The organism is aff. Roholtiella sp. LEGE 12411 (assembly GCF_015206995.1).
In the GTDB taxonomy this organism is placed as follows: Bacteria; Cyanobacteriota; Cyanobacteriia; order Cyanobacteriales; family Nostocaceae; genus Komarekiella.
In genome coordinates this window covers 1-17278 of sequence record NZ_JADEXR010000126.1, presented here as the reverse complement: position 1 = coordinate 17278, position 17278 = coordinate 1, and the positions used below count along the sequence as shown (strand labels likewise).

14 protein-coding genes are annotated in these 17278 nt (G+C 42.5%); 7 read left to right on the top strand and 7 right to left on the bottom strand.

Annotated features, from left to right (window positions below; genetic code table 11):
* Nucleotides 1-38 precede the first annotated feature (38 nt).
* From IQ246_RS22195 to IQ246_RS22180, 4 genes are all read left to right on the top strand, one after another.
* Complete coding sequence (locus tag IQ246_RS22195) at nt 39-260, top strand: hypothetical protein (protein ID WP_194005503.1); 222 nt, start codon at nt 39-41, stop codon at nt 258-260.
* A 64-nt stretch (nt 261-324) separates the two neighbouring features.
* Nucleotides 325-1047, top strand: coding sequence for a 6-phosphogluconolactonase (gene pgl, locus IQ246_RS22190; RefSeq protein ID WP_194005501.1), 723 nt, complete (start codon nt 325-327; stop codon nt 1045-1047).
* 321 nt (nt 1048-1368) lie between these two features.
* Nucleotides 1369-2229 (top strand): FHA domain-containing protein, encoded by an 861-nt coding sequence (locus IQ246_RS22185; RefSeq protein WP_194005502.1) that lies wholly within the window; start codon nt 1369-1371, stop codon nt 2227-2229.
* A gap of 169 nt (nt 2230-2398) precedes the next feature.
* A complete protein-coding gene (locus IQ246_RS22180; RefSeq protein ID WP_194005500.1) occupies nt 2399-3142 on the top strand; it encodes a M50 family metallopeptidase in 744 nt (247 codons plus the stop codon).
* Between the two features lie 34 nt (nt 3143-3176).
* On the opposite strand, the gene IQ246_RS22175 is transcribed toward IQ246_RS22180, so the two are convergent.
* The 4 genes from IQ246_RS22175 to IQ246_RS22160 form a co-directional block, all read right to left on the bottom strand.
* The gene (locus tag IQ246_RS22175) at nt 3177-4238 is read right to left on the bottom strand and encodes a 2-hydroxyacid dehydrogenase (protein ID WP_194005499.1); all 1062 of its coding nucleotides are present in this window, start codon (nt 4236-4238) and stop codon (nt 3177-3179) included.
* A 389-nt stretch (nt 4239-4627) separates the two neighbouring features.
* The gene (locus IQ246_RS22170; protein ID WP_194005498.1) at nt 4628-5104 is read right to left on the bottom strand and encodes a nuclear transport factor 2 family protein; all 477 of its coding nucleotides are present in this window, start codon (nt 5102-5104) and stop codon (nt 4628-4630) included.
* Nucleotides 5105-5563: 459 nt separating this feature from the next.
* Nucleotides 5564-7393, bottom strand: a complete 1830-nt coding sequence (locus IQ246_RS22165) for a tetratricopeptide repeat protein (RefSeq protein WP_194005497.1) — start codon at nt 7391-7393, stop codon at nt 5564-5566.
* Nucleotides 7383-10568 (bottom strand): plasmid replication protein, CyRepA1 family, encoded by a 3186-nt coding sequence (locus tag IQ246_RS22160; RefSeq protein ID WP_194005496.1) that lies wholly within the window; start codon nt 10566-10568, stop codon nt 7383-7385. The genes IQ246_RS22165 and IQ246_RS22160 overlap by 11 nt, the downstream gene beginning before the upstream one ends.
* A 482-nt stretch (nt 10569-11050) precedes the next feature.
* Between IQ246_RS22160 and IQ246_RS22155 the strand changes: the two genes are divergently transcribed.
* On the top strand, nt 11051-11398 hold the full coding sequence (locus IQ246_RS22155) for a DUF2281 domain-containing protein (protein ID WP_194005495.1): 348 nt from the start codon (nt 11051-11053) through the stop codon (nt 11396-11398).
* The gene (locus tag IQ246_RS22150; protein WP_194005494.1) at nt 11395-11829 is read left to right on the top strand and encodes a PIN domain-containing protein; all 435 of its coding nucleotides are present in this window, start codon (nt 11395-11397) and stop codon (nt 11827-11829) included. The genes IQ246_RS22155 and IQ246_RS22150 overlap by 4 nt, the downstream gene beginning before the upstream one ends.
* Nucleotides 11830-12047: 218 nt before the next feature.
* On the opposite strand, the gene bchB is transcribed toward IQ246_RS22150, so the two are convergent.
* Nucleotides 12048-13574 carry a ferredoxin:protochlorophyllide reductase (ATP-dependent) subunit B gene (bchB, locus tag IQ246_RS22145; protein ID WP_194005493.1) on the bottom strand — a complete coding sequence of 509 codons (1527 nt, stop codon included), beginning with the start codon at nt 13572-13574 and terminating at the stop codon, nt 12048-12050.
* A gap of 213 nt (nt 13575-13787) precedes the next feature.
* On the bottom strand, nt 13788-13958 hold the full coding sequence (locus tag IQ246_RS22140; protein ID WP_194005492.1) for a hypothetical protein: 171 nt from the start codon (nt 13956-13958) through the stop codon (nt 13788-13790).
* A 454-nt stretch (nt 13959-14412) separates the two neighbouring features.
* On the opposite strand from IQ246_RS22140, the gene IQ246_RS22135 reads away from it, so the two are divergent.
* Entirely contained in the window at nt 14413-16779 is a 2367-nt protein-coding gene (locus IQ246_RS22135; protein ID WP_194005491.1) for a hypothetical protein, read from the top strand.
* Nucleotides 16780-16845: 66 nt separating this feature from the next.
* Here the strand turns inward: IQ246_RS22135 and IQ246_RS22130 are convergent, their stop codons facing one another.
* Nucleotides 16846-17034, bottom strand: a complete 189-nt coding sequence (locus IQ246_RS22130) for a hypothetical protein (RefSeq protein WP_194005490.1) — start codon at nt 17032-17034, stop codon at nt 16846-16848.
* Between the last annotated feature and the right edge of the window lie 244 nt (nt 17035-17278).

The following is a 17278-nucleotide window of genomic DNA, read 5'->3' as shown; positions in this document are numbered from 1 at the left end:
GTATATGAGCCATGTGCATTGGGCATTGGGCATTGGGCATGGGGCATTGGGCATTGGGCATGGGGCATTGGGCATTGGGCATTGGGTATTGGGCAATGGGCATTGGGCATTGGGCATTGGGCATTGGGCATTGGGCATTGGGCATTGGGCATTGGGCATTGGGCATTGGGCATTGGGCATTGATTAACTTTGTCCCCTTGTTTACCTTATTCCTCAGTTACCAGTCCCTAGTCCTCGATGTTAAAAGTTTCAAAAGTTAAAAAGGGGGATTGTAATAAGTTCGGTATTGTATTGCTGGAAGCCGGCAATATGATATTGAAGCCAATGAATAAAACGGTTGAAGTTTTACCAGATCAGCCAGCACTAGTTGCACGAGCGCTAGAGTTGATTTTGTCAGAGTTAGAAATTGCCATTGGTCAGCGGGGGCAATTTACAATAGCTTTGTCTGGTGGTAGTACACCTAAGCCTTTGTATGAAGCGATCGCTAGTCAAAAACTGCCTTGGGATAAAATTCATGTTTTTTGGGGGGATGAACGTTATGTTCCACCAGATCATCCTGATAGCAATGAACTGATGACGCGTCGCGCTTGGCTAGATCGCGTTGATATTCCAGCAGCTAACATTCACCCTGTACCGACTTTGGAAGCGGAACCAGGACTAGCAGCAGCTAAGTATGAACAACATCTCCAAGAATTTTTTAATTCTTCACCCGGAGAGTTTCCTTCATTAGATGTAATATTACTAGGAATGGGTGATGATGCACATACCGCATCTTTGTTTCCCCACACAGAGGCTCTAAAAGTACGCGATCGCCTAATTACTGTGGGTAACAAAGACGGAAACCCTCGCATAACCTTCACTTACCCTTTGATCAACTCTGCTCGCAGTGTGATTTTTTTGGTTGCTGGTGCTAATAAACGACCAGCTTTGGCTCAAGTCTTTGCACCCGTAGCTGATGATTTCACTTACCCATCCCGCTTGATTCAGCCTCACGGAGAACTCAGGTGGTTGCTGGATGCAGCAGCCGGTTTGGAACTCCAACCCTAAACTTCCTATCAGGAGTAATTGTTAGAATCTAAAGCTAGGGTTACTCCTGTGCCGAACTTCCGTTGTCTGACGACAAGCCGCCCTCGATCGGACACTTACATGGGCGGGTTTCTCGACTTAAGAAGCCAGTATGTTGCTCTCGCTAGCACTGAAGACGGGTTTCCCGTCGCAGGTGACTGGCGTCCAAGTGTCCGTGGCATCTACGGAGGAAGAGGCCGCTTTAACTTTTTTTGTAGCGCCGTCTCACAGGATAAGCGTCTACGGAGTTTTCTCTGCTTGCCAGTAATATTTTATGATGATCTTGAACAAAGGCTAAAATCGATGATCGTCTGCCCTAATTGCAATCATCCCAACCCTGACGGTGCTGTCCAGTGTGAAGCTTGCTATACGCCGTTACCAGCAACTACTAACTGCCCTAGCTGTGGAGCAACTGTGCAGGCGGATGCCGCTTTCTGCGGTCAGTGTGGCTATAATCTGCACTCAGCACCTGCTGTACCTGTTGCAACAGCAGTAACACCAACAGTGGCTCCCGACATTCCCGTGGAAGTACCGCCCTTAGTTACCCCAGATCCACTTTTAGAACTTTTACAACCAGATCCTTTAGGAATCAGTAGTACCAACTCTCACCCCCCTGTTGGCTCATCTTTACCACCAACAGCAGTGGCCGCTCAATCACAGGAAACTGCCATAGAAAGCAGCTCCCCAACGCCACCACCAAGCGTCCCTGATCAACCCATCGTATTTGAGCAAGAAATCCCGACTCCACCACCTGCTGAACCGGCTTCAGTCCCACAATCACCTCTGCCAGCGGCATCAGCATCAAATGTAACTGCTGCCAGAACTCAATTGCAGCAGGTAACAGCGCGGTTGTTCCACGTACAAAGTGACCGAGAAATTGAATTGCCGCAAAACCTGAGTGTGATTCATATTGGCAAACAAAATGACCGTATACCCCCAGATATAGATGTATCAGGTTTTCCTAACTCGGAAATTGTCTCGCGGATTCATGCAGATATTCGTGTTGAAGCAGGTGCTCACTATATAGAAGATGTGGGCAGTTCCAATGGCACTTACATTAATAATCTGCCGCTATCATCGGGGAATCGACATCGCTTGCGAGCAGGCGATCGCATCAGCTTGGGTAAGGGAGACATGGTAACATTCATTTTTCAATTGTCTTAGCTGATTGTTAATCAGAGCATCATAAAGGCGGCGGATAAATATAGTCGTTCTGTATAGCGTCTAAGTTTACCACCGTCGCTTTGAGGTGCAAATTGCTGCATTATCCAGCAACTCCAGTACTTGATTAATTACACTAGGATGGATGAAAGAACACTCAGGAAAGTGATCCATGAGGAAACCAGGCAAAGATTTTGAACCCTTGCTCAACAAAGAAGCTCCGTTAGTTGTTGAACGCATGGGGCTAACTTGGCTGATTGCAGCGGCGATCGCCACCACCTTGCTGTGGCAAGTTCCAGGAGGCGATTATATTTTATACCCATTTACGATCTTGGCAACTTGGTTTCACGAAATGGGTCACGGCTTAATGGCTGTGCTATTAGGGGGACAGTTTCAGAAATTAGAGCTTTTTAGTAATGGTTCTGGTGTCGCAACTTATGGTATCCGGTCGTCATTGGGGCCAATTGGCCCGGCTTTGGTTGCAGCAGCAGGCCCAATGGCCCCGCCTCTTGCCGGTGCGGCTTTGATTCTGGCTTCTCGCAGTTTTAAAACAGCTTCCCTAAGTTTGAAAATTTTAGGAAGTTTTTTGCTGTTTTCAACATTAATTTGGGTGCGTTCTTGGTTTGGATTGGTAGCAATTCCTTTGCTAGGTTTGATTATCCTAGGTATTGCCTTGAAAGCTCCTCGCTGGGCACAGGGGTTTGCTATTCAATTATTAGGCGTACAAGCTTGTGTGAGTACGTATCATCAACTTGATTATCTATTTAGCTATAGTGCTGGTTCTTTAGGACTTTCGGATACAGCACAAATGCAGCAGTATTTAATTTTACCTTATTGGTTTTGGGGTGGGTTGATGGCGATCGCATCCCTGGTGATTTTAGTGCAAAGTCTGCGCGTTGCCTATCGTTCGCAGTAAATGAATATACTAATTAGCGATCGCTCTTTTCCCATTACCTAACCAGTGCTTCGGCTTCAACTTCTGGTTGAGCACGAATTTCATTCGGACAAGGACGACCCTGTTCGATATCAGTAATATTAGCAAAAGTTGTTTCGGCAATATTATGTAAAGCTTCTTCTGTAAAGAAGGCTTGGTGTCCAGTAATCAGTACGTTGGGGAATGTTGTTAGACGCTGGAAAACATCATCTTGGATGATTTCACCAGATAAATCTTCAAAGAACAAATCAGATTCCTGTTCGTAAACATCGACACCGAGAGAGCCGATTTTGCGCGATTTCAGTCCTTCGATTACTGCTTGGGTATCAATCAGTGCGCCTCGGCTAGTATTAATTAACATTACCCTTGGCTTCATCTGTTCTATAGTCTCAGCGTTAATCAAATGATGAGTTTCAGGAGTCAGAGGACAATGCAGGGAAACAATATCAGAGTTGGCAAATAGCTCAGGTAATTCGACATACTTTCCACCCAATGCCTCCAATTCTGGATTACGATACACATCATAGGCAAGTATATGACAGCCAAACCCTTTCATAATCTGTCCCAAAATCAGACCGATTTTTCCAGTACCGATGATCCCCACTGTACGCCCATTCAGGTTAAATCCTAACAGCCCTTCTAAAGAGAAATTGGCTTCTCGGATGCGGTTATAAGCACGATGAATTTTCCGATTGAGGCTTAAAATCAATCCAACAGCATGTTCTGCTACCCCATAGGGTGAGTAAGCAGGAACACGCACAACAGTAATTCCTAAGTCTGCTGCGGCTTGTAAGTCTACATTGTTAAACCCCGCACAACGAAGGACAACCAGGCGAGTTCCCTGTGAGGCGAGAATTTCTAGAGTAGGAGCATCAACTTGGTCATGGACAAATACGCAAATTGCTGGAAATCCGGCGGCTAAAATGGCGGTATCTCTACTCAAACGGGGTTCAAAAAACACCAACTCATGAAGATACTGGTGTGCGGAGGTGTCCTCCGTTGAGAGTTGGGTGGGAAAATTTGCAGCTTCCAAAAACTGCCGATCATAGGCTTTTGTACTGAAAACTGCGACTTTCATGCAAAACCTCAGGCTGTATACTGCAACATGTTTTCCAGTACATCATAGCTTGATAGCTAGAACACCGATTCAGTATTCAAGATAGGGGCGAGAAAAACCGATTATTTCGTAGAGACGTTGCAATGCAACGTCTCTACAGTCAACGATAATTGGTCGTTTTACCGAAAATAAATCGGGTTTTTGCGATTACTGAATTGATGCTCTAGAGGAGCAATGCTTACGCGGGCTGCGCCTACACCCCTTCTATAACTACCAGCTATAGGCGTTAGTACTTCTCTAGCAATCTCAAAGCTACAGCAAAACTTTAGAATTAAAACAGGTGTAGACTTCAAACAGCATGGATTGTCTGAAATAACAGATGGTTGAAGAACGAGAACGCATCCCAATCATCACTGCTTGCTAGCTGGTGTTTCAGTGTCGAAATATTCACGCCAGCGACTGATCAGACCATCTTTAAAATCAACAACAATAACATCATCAGCTTGATTGCGGCGACCTGTAGCTTTATGAGTGTCTTGATAATACCACTCAACTGCGGCTTGGTTATTCTCAACAATAATCCGCTGAATGTCAATTTTCACATCTGAATACTGCTGAGCAAAATTATTTATTTCTTCTCTAATTATGGCTTGTCCTCGCCATTTTTTCCCTGGCACAATCATTTCACCATCTGGTGTAAACATCTGTGCAAGAGCATCAGCATCTTGAGCAATCCAAGCGTCTTTGGCTTTACTAATTAATATCCGAATATCCTCTTGATTCATATTATCCTGATTTGCAAAGGTATCTGTACTATAAAAAACTATATTAAATAAAATCAATATTAATATTAGACCTTTAACTAAATTTATGCTCCAATCTTTCATAGCTCATTTTTTATTTAATCTTATTCTAAATTAGTAGAATCAGATAGATGACAAAATCAAATCGAATCCTACCTGAGATAGGCAATAGTGATTAATACACTTATTTCTCAAGTTTGACAGCGATTCCTCCCTTAGAAGGACTAATTACAAATAACTGAATTGCTAAGATTACCATAAGACAATCAGCACTGGATGGGTGTTATGCCGCTGTGACCTATTGTTGTGTATCTAAGGAGAGCGATGTCAGATACACAGACAGTGTATAGATTTGCCATCAAAGGTGTGGAGTTTTTATCGCTTCTTCCACTTTGTTACCACTAAGGGAAGGTTAAACCCTTCATCAGAGCGGTCTGAGGTGGTAGACTTATGGTGTTTCTGATACTTACAGTTGCTATATAGCAATCCTAAAAAGGTTTAGATTCCCGACTTCTTAATTAAGTAAGTTGGGAATTTTGTTGTTCACAAATCTTGTTGAAGCTGTTGGATTAACTCCATAATTTGTTGATAATACTGTGTATTTCCTTCTTGAAAATAGAGTTCGGCAGATTTATAGAAATCAGCAATTGCTGCTTGGTCTTCTCCAAGATTTTGGTAGATATCTGCTCGAACAATGTAGGCTGAAGTCCAATGAGGCTGATACTGCAAAGCTTGATTCAAATCTGCAAGTGCTCCCTGGAAATCTCCCAATAGAGAACGGCTACGACCTCTGTTGAACCAATCTTCAGCGAAGCTAGAATCAAGGGCAATTGCCTGATTATAATCTTCTATTGCCCCTTGATAGTCTTGCAGGGCATAGCGAGCATTGGCGCGATCGCTGTAAAATGCAGCAGATTGAGGATTTATTTGCAAAGCCTGGGTGTAATCTGCGATCGCACTTTCATAGTTTTCCTGAGCATAGCGGGTAGAACCTCGATTATAATAAGCTTCAAACAAATCGGGGTTGAGTTGTAATGCTTGGTCGTAATCTGCAATCGCTCCTTGTTCATCTCCGAGAAGGCGGCGAGCATTACCCCGATTACAGTATGCTTGGGAAAAATCGGGAACAATCTCTATTGCTTGAGTATTATCTTCAATTGCTCCTGGGAAATCTTGCAGAGCTTCACGGGCAATACCCCGACCGTAGTAGGCTGAGGCTATGTTATCATTAATCTGCAATGCCTGATCGTAATCTTTGATTGCTCCCTTGTAATCTCCTAAAAAACGACGAGCAGCGGCGCGATCGCAGTATCCTTCAGCTAGATGGGGATTAAGTTGTAATAGTCGATTACTATCTTCAATTGCACCTTGATAGTCTCCCAGTTGGCGACGAGCATTAGCCCGAAAGCCGTAAACTAAAGCTAGAGTCGGATTTTCTTGCAATGCCTGATTATAATCTGCGATCGCTCCTTGATAGTCCCCAAGTATGCTCAGCACAAGACCCCGTTCGTAGTACGCTTGGACATCATCAGGATTTAACTTTAATGCTTCGTTAAAGTCTGCAATTGCACCGTGATAGTCTTTGAGATGAGAAAGAACAAGACCCCGATTGTAGTACGCTCCTGCAAAGTAGGGGTTAATTTTTAATGCATGGTTGTAATCTGCGATCGCGCTCTGATAGTCTACTAGAGCATAGTGAGCATTACCTCGGTTATGGTAGGCTTCTGCTAAATTGGGGTCTAGCTGTAATGCCTGGTTATGATCAGCGATCGCTTGTTGATAGTTTCCTAAAATATAGTGAATATTACCCCGATTGCTATATGCTGCGGCAAAATGAGGATACCACTGTAAAGCTTGTTGAAAGTCTGCAATTGCTCCTTGATAATCACCGCGATCAAAACAAGCTACACCCCGGTTATGAAATGCTTTGGCAATATCAAAATTGATATAAGTAGCTAACTGAGTACTATTTTCTATTGCTTGATAATAATCTGCGATCGCTTGGTCATAATCTTCCAACGCAAAGTAGGTATTACCCCTACTGTGGTAAGATTCAGCTAAATTGGGATCGATTTGTAATGCTTGGTTATGATCGGCGATCGCTCCCTTATAATCTGCTAAAAAGTAACGAGCATTAGCCCGGTGACAGTAAGCTGTGGCAAAATTAGGATTGATTTCTATTGCTCGATCAAAATTAGCGATCGCACCGCGATCATCTTTAAGTTGACTACTTAAAATAACACCTCGATTATAGTATGCTTCTGGATAGTTAGGATTTAACTTGAGTGCTTGAGTGTAAGCTGCGATCGCTCCTTGATAGTCTCCTTGCAAATTGTTGTTTAATCCCTGATTGAAAAAATCTTCAGCATTCATGTAATTTTTGGGTTTGTAAAAGGGACTGGGGATAAGGGGTAATAGGGATTGGGGTAGTGGTATTCAAATGAGAAATTATTTCAAGCTTCAAGTTGGACGAATAATCACTCACTCTATAGCCACCACTTTTGACATGAGCCAACATCAATTCATCTCGTTGATGCCAAACTCCAAATATTTTTTCTCTACCATCATTGAGTGTTTCTAAGTCAATTTGATAAACCTGATTTACCCGCCTCAGCTTCAAACCCAATAAATTTAACAGTTGGCTGAGTATTTTTATCGCCGAAATGTGCCCTTTTTCTCTATCTAAGTTAATATTAAGCGCTCTTTTTATATGTTTACTATGCTGAAAAGCCACATGTTTAAGCAATATCAAATCAACGTCATTCTCAGTAAACTCTCGTTTTACTTCAAGAAACTGTAGCATTCCTAAAGCTCTCATTGCTTCAACTTTTAGCGTGTAAGTTTTTAAATCTGGCAGAAAAACTTTACCTTCACCCCACAATAATTGCTGATGCCATTCTTGCTGGTCTTTGATATGAAAATACTCACTTTCATGAGTTAAATAGTAGTGAATTAACAGTTGGCTATAATATCCTTGTTCATCCTGTAACTTTAATATGGGAGTAACTTCTATCCCATACCTTTGTCCGAGAAGATATTTATTAATTTGATTCCGTTCTACATCAGTTAAAGAATGTTTAACTAATAGTTGCTCATATTCTACATAATCAATATCCCTCGCCTTGGCTACAGCGGTCGCTGCTGCTAATTGATTTTGCTGCTTAATCTCTTTAATTTTTCGTTTAATTTCTTTAGCCTTTTGGCGGCTTTGTACCCAATCTTTTTGGACTTTGACAATTTCCAAAATTAACCTTCTGCGGGTAACTAAATCATTAGTATCAGTTGCCAAAAAGGCAAGACGTAAATCTCGAATAATATTATTGTGAACGGCGTTGCTTCGCATCTGAATTTGATGCCCATCAGCAATTAAACCATCTTGCATCGATTGACGGTAGAGTCGCATAGAGGCATTTACTCTTGCAGACAACTTTGCCCAAGTTCGCAAATGAATAGGGTCATGAACTAAAGGCAAATCTACATCTATTTTATGTAGTGGACTCAGCAAAGCTAAGTTTTCTTTTTGATTTTCTTGATACCAATCAGACAGCAAGCGATAATTTGTACTACCACTACCAATTAAACCAATACCTCGCTTAGCACACCAGACAACACGTGGTACATCATCCCGTACTCTTGCTAATGCTTGTCGTGCTTCTGAGTCAGGAATTACTCCTTGAAAAACGCCGTAAACCCGGTCAAAATGTTGAACATCAATACTAATTCCAGTACCAAGGCTTGGGGTCACAAAAACGCCATCATATTCAGAGATTTTTTGATTAATAGCTGCTATAAAATCAACCGCCGCATGACCAGGTGTGTTTGTAGTGTGGCTACTAACTACCAGGGTTTTAGGAAATTGCTGTCGTAGTTTTTGTAACCGCTCTTTGAGATAACGTTCAATTGTTTCACAACTGTAACGCCCAGAGCGACTATCGGTAGTAACATAACATTTACGTCCTGCAAGTAAATCCAGTTCCAGTTGATGAATTAGCGGCGTTGGGTTAGGAGAATCATAAAAAGTAACGTCCCAACCTTGCTGAGGTTTCCACTGATTTACAACCACCCAAGGTGCTAATTTAATTCCTGCTAATCCTTGCAAATACTCTAAGGAAACATCAGATAAATCAGCATCTTGGGCAATTACTAACCCTCCAGTTGTTAAAACTGTAGCAATTAGCTGCTGGAATAATTTTAGAATTTTGACACGTTTGTGTTTACAAGTATTACTGTTGAGTAGATGCCATAAAGATTGTTCTACTTCATCTAAAATTACTATCGCTCCGTGCCAATTATCAGGGTTAAGTTTCCAAATGGAATCAACGCATAATCCTAAAGATTTTGGAATGGGGCATGGAGCATGGGGCATTGGGTATTGGTTATTCTCTCTCATTTCCCCATCTTTCCATTTCCCATTTCCTATCCCCCATTGAATACCAATTTTTTCACACAAGAACCGCCCCAAAATAATTCTATGGGTAATTAATAAAACAGGTTGGTTTCTACTTTTAGCTTGTTTGACAACGGCTTGCAATGCTGTAGTTTTACCTGTACCTTTTGCTGATTTAACTCCCGCTAATCCAGAGGTGGGGAAAGGTATTTCACCTATATAGGGACGGTTGATTGTGAGTGTAGCCGGAATTGTTAACTCGGTATGGGGTTTACTTTGGGCTAGGTAAATTTCTAAATCAACACTTTGGCGATAAATTTTATCGAAAGCAGTTGCACCTTTAGCAACAATAAATTCATCAACCCCTTTTTCTACTCCTGGAAGTTCGACAACTTTAACCGAACAATTTTTCTGTTGGAATAAACAACCAAGTTGGGAAATAGCGTTATTGACAGCAGCAATCTTCTTGGGTTGAGTTTCAAAATCGAAGCAAATGTAAAAGCTGCGCTTTGTAACAGCAAACGTCGCTAAGTCGGGAATCAGCTGACGACGCGTGACTTTGCCAAATTCATCTTTGACAACCCGATAACTACTAGTAATTCCAGGAATACCGATCGCTGCATATCCTTGTGTCAACAGCGCCGCTGCTTTCTTTACACCCTCGCAGATGATGAGAGGGATGTTCTGTTGCATCACCCATTGCCAAAAACCCCCAGCTTCGCCATCAGAGGTAATATTGATATTTTCAGGCATGGCTAGATTGTAACGCTGGGCGACTTGCTGCCATATTTGCAGCGATACCCGTAAACAAAATACTCGTGTTGATGTACTAGGGGGATGCTCGTATTTAACAAACTTACCATTGTTATTCTGCCGAGGTTTGTTTGGTTTAAAGCATCCCCACTCCATTATCTGCCAATCATTTAGAGGATCTAGTCCAGAACACCACCAACCGCCTTCAGTGATATGAGCGTAACGCTGCAACCAGCTACTTTTCACCATTCCCGTATTAGTGCGGGGAAGTAGCTCAGAAATTAACAGGTACTCATAAGCAGTTACACCCTGGATAGACCTAAAATTCAGCTGCGCCAGGTGTAAATCTATGCCACTGCTCTTGACTAATTCTTCAAGGTGTTGTGGGTGTAAATGTTGCAGATGCATAGGGCAAGGCGCGGGGGGAGGACGATGAGATTAAAACATTAGCACGCATCTGCTAGTTATTCATAAGAGAGATTGCGAGGGTTTAATGATGCTTTTTTTACTTCGTTGTCGGAGATACATCGGTTAGCACTCTGATGGGTTCTTCTGCCTATTAGATTCCTGAAGTAATAATTTTGTATTGTGATATTTGTTTAGTGTTATTTTTTATTTATCCGTATATTTAGTTATTAAGGAATGCGATCGCAGGAGGGGTTGCCGCAGGCATCGCTATAAGGTAACATCTTGCAAGACAAGCTTTGTCAGAGTTCGTAAACCCACAGCATATTGTCGTGAAACATCGCTCCTCAAATTAAAGTAATAAAAACAACCAATTTTGTACGTAAGAAGATTATCAAAAACTTCGCTTTCTTCCAGCGAAGGTGAAGCCTCTCAAGTATGGCGCATATAAGTTACACTACTAAGCAAAGATGGTGGCTGCAAATATGGATTCTCTTAAAGAAAAGATTTTGGAGAAACTAAAACACCTTCCAGAAAATGCACAGCAGGAAGTTCTAGATTTCGTAGAGTTTCTAGAGTGGCGAAAGGAGAATCATAAGCAATCTAATTTATCTGTAGTTAGTGAAGAAGCTGATGCACAATGGCTAGAAACTGACTTATCAAATTTGGGTAGCTATGAACCTTATGATTGGCAACCAGAAGAACTAGGTGAGGGTTTGCCTATTGAGTATGTTAAGGGAGTATTAGTAGTACAAACTCAAGGCGCAAAAAACTGGGAAACATCTGTGCATGATTTAAGAAAAGAACGAATTAAGAAATTTACATCCTGGTGAAAATATTATTTGATACCTCTGTACTTGTTGCAGCAATGGTGGCAAAGCATCCTAGGCACTCAGAGAGTTTACCCTGGTTGCAGCGTGTCCAGACAGATGAAATAAAAGGATTTATTTCAACTCATACTCTAGCCGAACTTTATGCCATACTTACCCGCCTTCCTCCGAATCCGCAAATTAATCCGGCGTTAGCACAGCGATTACTTGGGGAAAATCTCAAAAAGGCTCATAAAGTTGTTCTTACTGCTGAAGATTATCAGGCGACGATAGCTAGAATGGTAAGTCTAAATCTTCCAGGGGGAGGTATATACGATGCTTTGATTGCTCAGGCTGCAATAAAGGCAAATGTTGATGTTTTGCTAACTCTTAACGCTAATGATTTTACTCGACTTGGTGAGGATGTAGCGCGGTTGGTGCAAGTACCAAAATAGTGCGATCGCAGGAGGGGTTGCCGCAGGCATCGCTATAAGGTAACATCTTGCAAGAGAAGCTTTATCAGGCTCCCTAAACGCACAACAGCTTGTTGTCAAATATCACTTCTAAAAGTGAAATAGTAAAAATAACTAAGCATACACGTAAAAAACTCATAAAAGCGGGGAGTTAAGATTGCTCTTAACTCCCCACTAATTTTGATTTACTGGGTGAAAAACTAAGCCCCGACAGCTTCCTTAGCGGCGTACAACACCTCAGCATTGATTTCTTTGAAACCGCGATCGCGAGCAAATTTTTCAGTATTACGCTTCACTTTTCCGCGAACAAATCCAGGAATCTTATTCAATTCTGCTTGACCATCTTTTGTCCAATTCAAATCAGAATCAGCAGAAATTCCCCTAGTAATAACTTCTTTGGTATCATGACCACCGAAGATTTCTAAGAGATGATCTTCCATTCCTAAAGTAAAGGAATTGTAGATCAAATCTGTAATCTGATTCGTGCCTTCGTAACCCATAAATGGTTTGTAACCAATGGGGAAGTTTTGGACGTGGATTGGTGCAGCAATTACGCCACAGGGAATATCTAAACGTTTACCAACGTGGCGTTCCATTTGGGTTCCGAAAATAGCAGAGGGTTCGACGCGGGCGATCGCATCCCCAATTGCACCATGATCTTCGGAGATTAGCACTTCATCGCAATACTCACTTACCTGTTCACGGAACCAGTCTGCATCATATTTACAGTAGGTTCCAGCCCAAACAACATGAATCCCCATTTCTCGCGTCAGAATCTTGGTAATGGCGGCGGCGTGGGTGTTGTCACCAAAGACCACAGCTTTTTTGCCAGTCAAGTTTTGACAGTCAATAGAACGGGAGAACCAAGCAGCTTGAGATACATACAGGGTTTGCTCGTTGATGAAGTCTTCATAGTCAACTTCTGCACCTTGAGCGTTGATTACCTGCTGAATCTTGCGAATACAACGGGCAGTTTCCACTACACCCATTGGAGTAATGTCTATATAAGGTGTGCCAAATTGTTCTTCCAGGTAACGAGCTGTGGTTAAACCGAGTTCACGGTAAGGTACCAGGTTGAACCAGGCTTTGGACATTTTCTTTAAGTCGTTCACCGAAGCGCCTTCGGGGATTAAAGTATTTACCTCAATTCCCAAGTCAGCCATCAACCGTTTGAGTTCGGTGCAGTCGTGATTATTGTGGAAACCAAGGGTAGTAGTACCGATAATATTAACCGAGGGCTTCGCAGTTTTGCCCTCAGGCAATTCGCCCCGCTTGCGGGCTTTTTCAATGTAGTATTGGACGATTTGATCGAGAGTGCGATCGGCTGCTTGTAGTTCGTTGTAGCGGTAGTGGTTCACATCCGCTAGCATGACATCTCCTTTTGCTTCCAGCTGCGCCCGTTCGACAAAGTTGTGCAGATCTTCTTGCAGAATGCTGGAAGTGCAGGTGGGGGTTAACACAATCAGATCCGGGTGTTCTTCGGCATCCTTGCGGACGATGTTATCTACCACCTTTTCTTGAGAGCCACGTGCCAAAACGTTGCGATCAACAACACTGGTTGTCACCGGAGTGAAATCCCTCTCCCGCGATAGCATGGAACGCATGACATTAAAGTAGTCATCGCCAATGGGGGCGTGCATGATCGCATGAACGTTTTTAAAAGAACTAGCGATCCTCAGAGTGCCGATGTGGGCTGGGCCTGCATACATCCAGTAAGCCAATTTCATGTTTGTGTCTCTACCCGATAATATGTGGACTATAAGCGCTTGATTATTAAGTCGCTTCTCATTGTCTCAAAAGTTGTAGCCTTGATGAAGTGAAGACTTGTAAGGGTTTCGCCTGGAGCGCGTAGACTTAGTACAATTGCTTGAAACATGCGAGGGCGTCCAGGGCGTGGTGCTTCTTCCAAGCTACGAGTTGGACTCTACCGTTTACGCCATTTAGGGACGAGGCCTGGTGAACAGCCCACGGTTTGTGCGACTTGTGCATCCGTCCAATCCGGATTTTTCGCAAGTAAGTCTGATTTTGGCTCGTTTGGTTTTACTTTGATCTGTTTTGCGGGCGATCGCTTGTTGCTGCAACAGCTTTTTTTCATCTTCTGTTAGCTGCATCGAAAACCAGCCGCCATACTCACGCCTTCTTTATACTCTACTCAGATACGGACGTGGAGAGTGTATTATCAATTATCTGGTGTCCAGATGGGGAAATATACGGTTTTTGTACAAAATTAGACTTAATACTTCTAGGCAACTTCTAAAAGCGCGAGTATAACAGGGTATTAGGTAGTGGGGAGTAGGGACTGGGGATTAGGAAAGAGTTTTCCTTTTCCGTACACCAAGTACCTAATAAGCTGATGCGCGTCTAGATCAAATATTCTTGTGGTTAGGCTGTCCAAGGTCAAGAGTCAAAAGTTCAAGCTAGCCTTTGACTGTGGACTTTTGACTCTTGACAATCTAAGCGCGAAATATACAAGTTTATTTGCGTAACAGCTTATCCAGTCTCTAGTACGTAGTACTCACCCTCCTCAATGCCTAAAAAGACACACAGCATTGATTGAGAACTACTATGGCAAATCGCTGGCGTAAGCTGATGCCAAAAGCTGCTAAACGAAATCAGCCTCATGTGGGTGCAACTAAACATCTCGCCAAAAAAACCGATAAAAAGCCGAAAACGCGAAATGGTCTATTTTCAACGCTAGCGATGTCTACGACGGGCTGCGCCTACGCAATTTTGCTGGGCAGTGCTAGTTTAGCAATGGCTTTTGCTTGGATTAGCATTCTCTACATCTTTAATCCAGTTCAGGTAAGTTGGCTGAATAAAGTTTTACCAGAATGGGCACAAATTCCTCTGGGTAACTACGAACGTCCCCATACCCTCAAAGATATTAAACTCAGTCTGAGTAAACAAAAACAAATAGCTGGGGAAATCCTGGCTTTGGATAGGGATGCAGAAATATCGTTTTTACTCCCAGTTTTTCGACAACGTGCTAATTGTCAGTCTGATTGTCAAGAACTTGTTGAACTCAGGGTTTATCAACGCTCACAAGAGTCAGAGTTCCAATCCCAGTCAGAAAATTACTACTATCTAGCAACCCAACTATCTGTAACTGGCCCAGAAGAATCTTTTGTGGTGGATGCAACCTCAGCACCTCAAGATACTAATGTTACCCTGCCTTTAACTGAAGTGAAACGCTTTGAAGGTACTACACCATCACCAGGGATTTGGTTTTCTTTGCGGGGTAAGCGCCAACAAGGAACTAGTGCGTTCGCTTACGGTAACATCATATATTACAATCGAGAACGCACCAACTTACAATCGATGTTGTCTTGGACAAGTCCCAATGGACAACAGCCGAAATGGCAGGAGGTAACTGGTGATAGTGAAAAAGAGTTAGTCATTGATCAAACAGTCGGTTTAGAACCGCAGTTACAAGTTTACCAAGTCAAACCTGTAAAGTTATTCCTCAAACCCATTCAATTAGAGGCAATTGCTCTCAATCCACCAGCTCTCAAGGATTCTGCGTACCAAAATGCCCTATCAATTGCTCGTAGCGGACTGTGGACACCAGCTTTTGAGTGGTTGAAATTCGTCCAAAAACAGCGAAAAGGAGTTTTACCAGAAGCGGCGCAAGCGCAAATGGATTTGATTCGCTTACACTCTCAACTTACCAAAGCTCAAGCTCAAAAAAATTGGGCAAGTCCTAGTCAACAAGTATTAGCAGATTTGACTGATGGTCGCTGGGGGAAAGCTTTACAAGTATTTGAAGCGTCGCCCCATAATGCTCAAGAAATTGTTACCCTACTTAAAGCCGACGAGGGAAGGTTGTGGAATCGCACAGTTGCAGCGTTGCGGGTGAATCCAAATAGGTCGGAGGTACAAGCTTGGGGAGCATTAATTTTAGCAGTTAAACGGGGCGGAGAATATGCTAATTCCTGGTTGAATGCCCAACCACAAACCAAAAAAGACACTCTTACATATATTCAAGGTTTGTTAGCAAGAGTCAATAGTGAGGGAAAAAAGTCGCAAATTCTCTCTACTCACCCTAGTCAGATTATTGGTTCGGTACAACCAATCACTCAAGTTAATAATGCTGAGTGGCTGCAACTAAATTCCACAGCAGAGATAAAACTTACGGCTGACCAATGGTATCAAATAGAGGTAAGTGCATTTCATGACGGTAAACGCTGGCTAAATTCACCATTTGAGAACTTGAAGCCCCCCAAAACTTCCTTGGCTAAATTTTTCTGGCAAACTTTGGGTATCAGTTCTGACCCTAAAATTCAGATAGTTGTCTGGCTACCCAATGGAGAACAGCAAATAACTATCGCCACTATCAAAGCAGTGCAATTACGAAGTGGGATTTTGCGTTTATTAGCTGCTGGGGTAAAAATTCCAGAGAATCAAAACAATCGTCTTCAACCCAGGCCTTTAGCCCTGACCAGTGCAGCGCTAGAATGGGTGCAACCATCTCCAATCACTTTAGAAGCACTGTATCAAAAAGATCCCCAAAAGGTAAAGGCAATTTTACCAACTGTGTGGCGTTCCTTACAGCAGTCAGGTAATCTTCCAACTGGCGCTATTCCTAGCTTCGAGCAGATGGAGGAAAAATTGGGTTATTGGCCTGTTCAGCTAATTGATTTAACAAATAATGCCAAGCCTGAAACAGTATTAACTATCTCAGCAGCAGCGATATTATCCTTAAATCAAGCTGAATCCGGGATTCAGGAGGAAAATAATCAGCAATACCGTCCCCGCACTTTAATTTTGTCTGATACTGGTAAAGTAATTTATACAGATTTTGCAGAAAGTTACCGACAAATATTGACAGCGATCGCCAAGCTCTCAGACACGCATTCCCTAGCTTTACTTGTGGAAAATGCTGACAATTATAGTCTGAGGCGCTGGTCAGAAAAAAATCAGCATTTTGAATAGCAACTCTCTTGTTAAAATTTAAATTTAGAAAGATGCTAGCGATCGCAGTCCAAGAAACCAACTTAATTACTCTTGGCTAACACCATCTGGACGTTGGTGTTTGAGATTTTGCAACTGCTCCAATAGAGAGTCTATCTCTGCTTGCAGATGCATAAGTTTAGCTTGCTGATCGTCTTGGTAATAAGACCTGGTCAGCTTGCTGGCCCAGAGAGCCTGAGACTCATGATTGTAAACACTTGGTGAACAGGTAGACATCACTTATTTAAATCCACTACTTAACTCACACCTTTAGAGATAATATAATAATATAATTTTAATCTTTATTAAATCATTGTAGAATTTTAATCATTTAGCCCAATAAGTTTAACATTCTCTCATACTACAAAGACTGCAATTTTGATGCTCGTGTTCCATTCCAGGAACTAGAGACTAGGGACTAAGGAACAAAGTACACAAGGGGACAATGTGAATAATCATCCCCAATCCCCAACCCCCAATC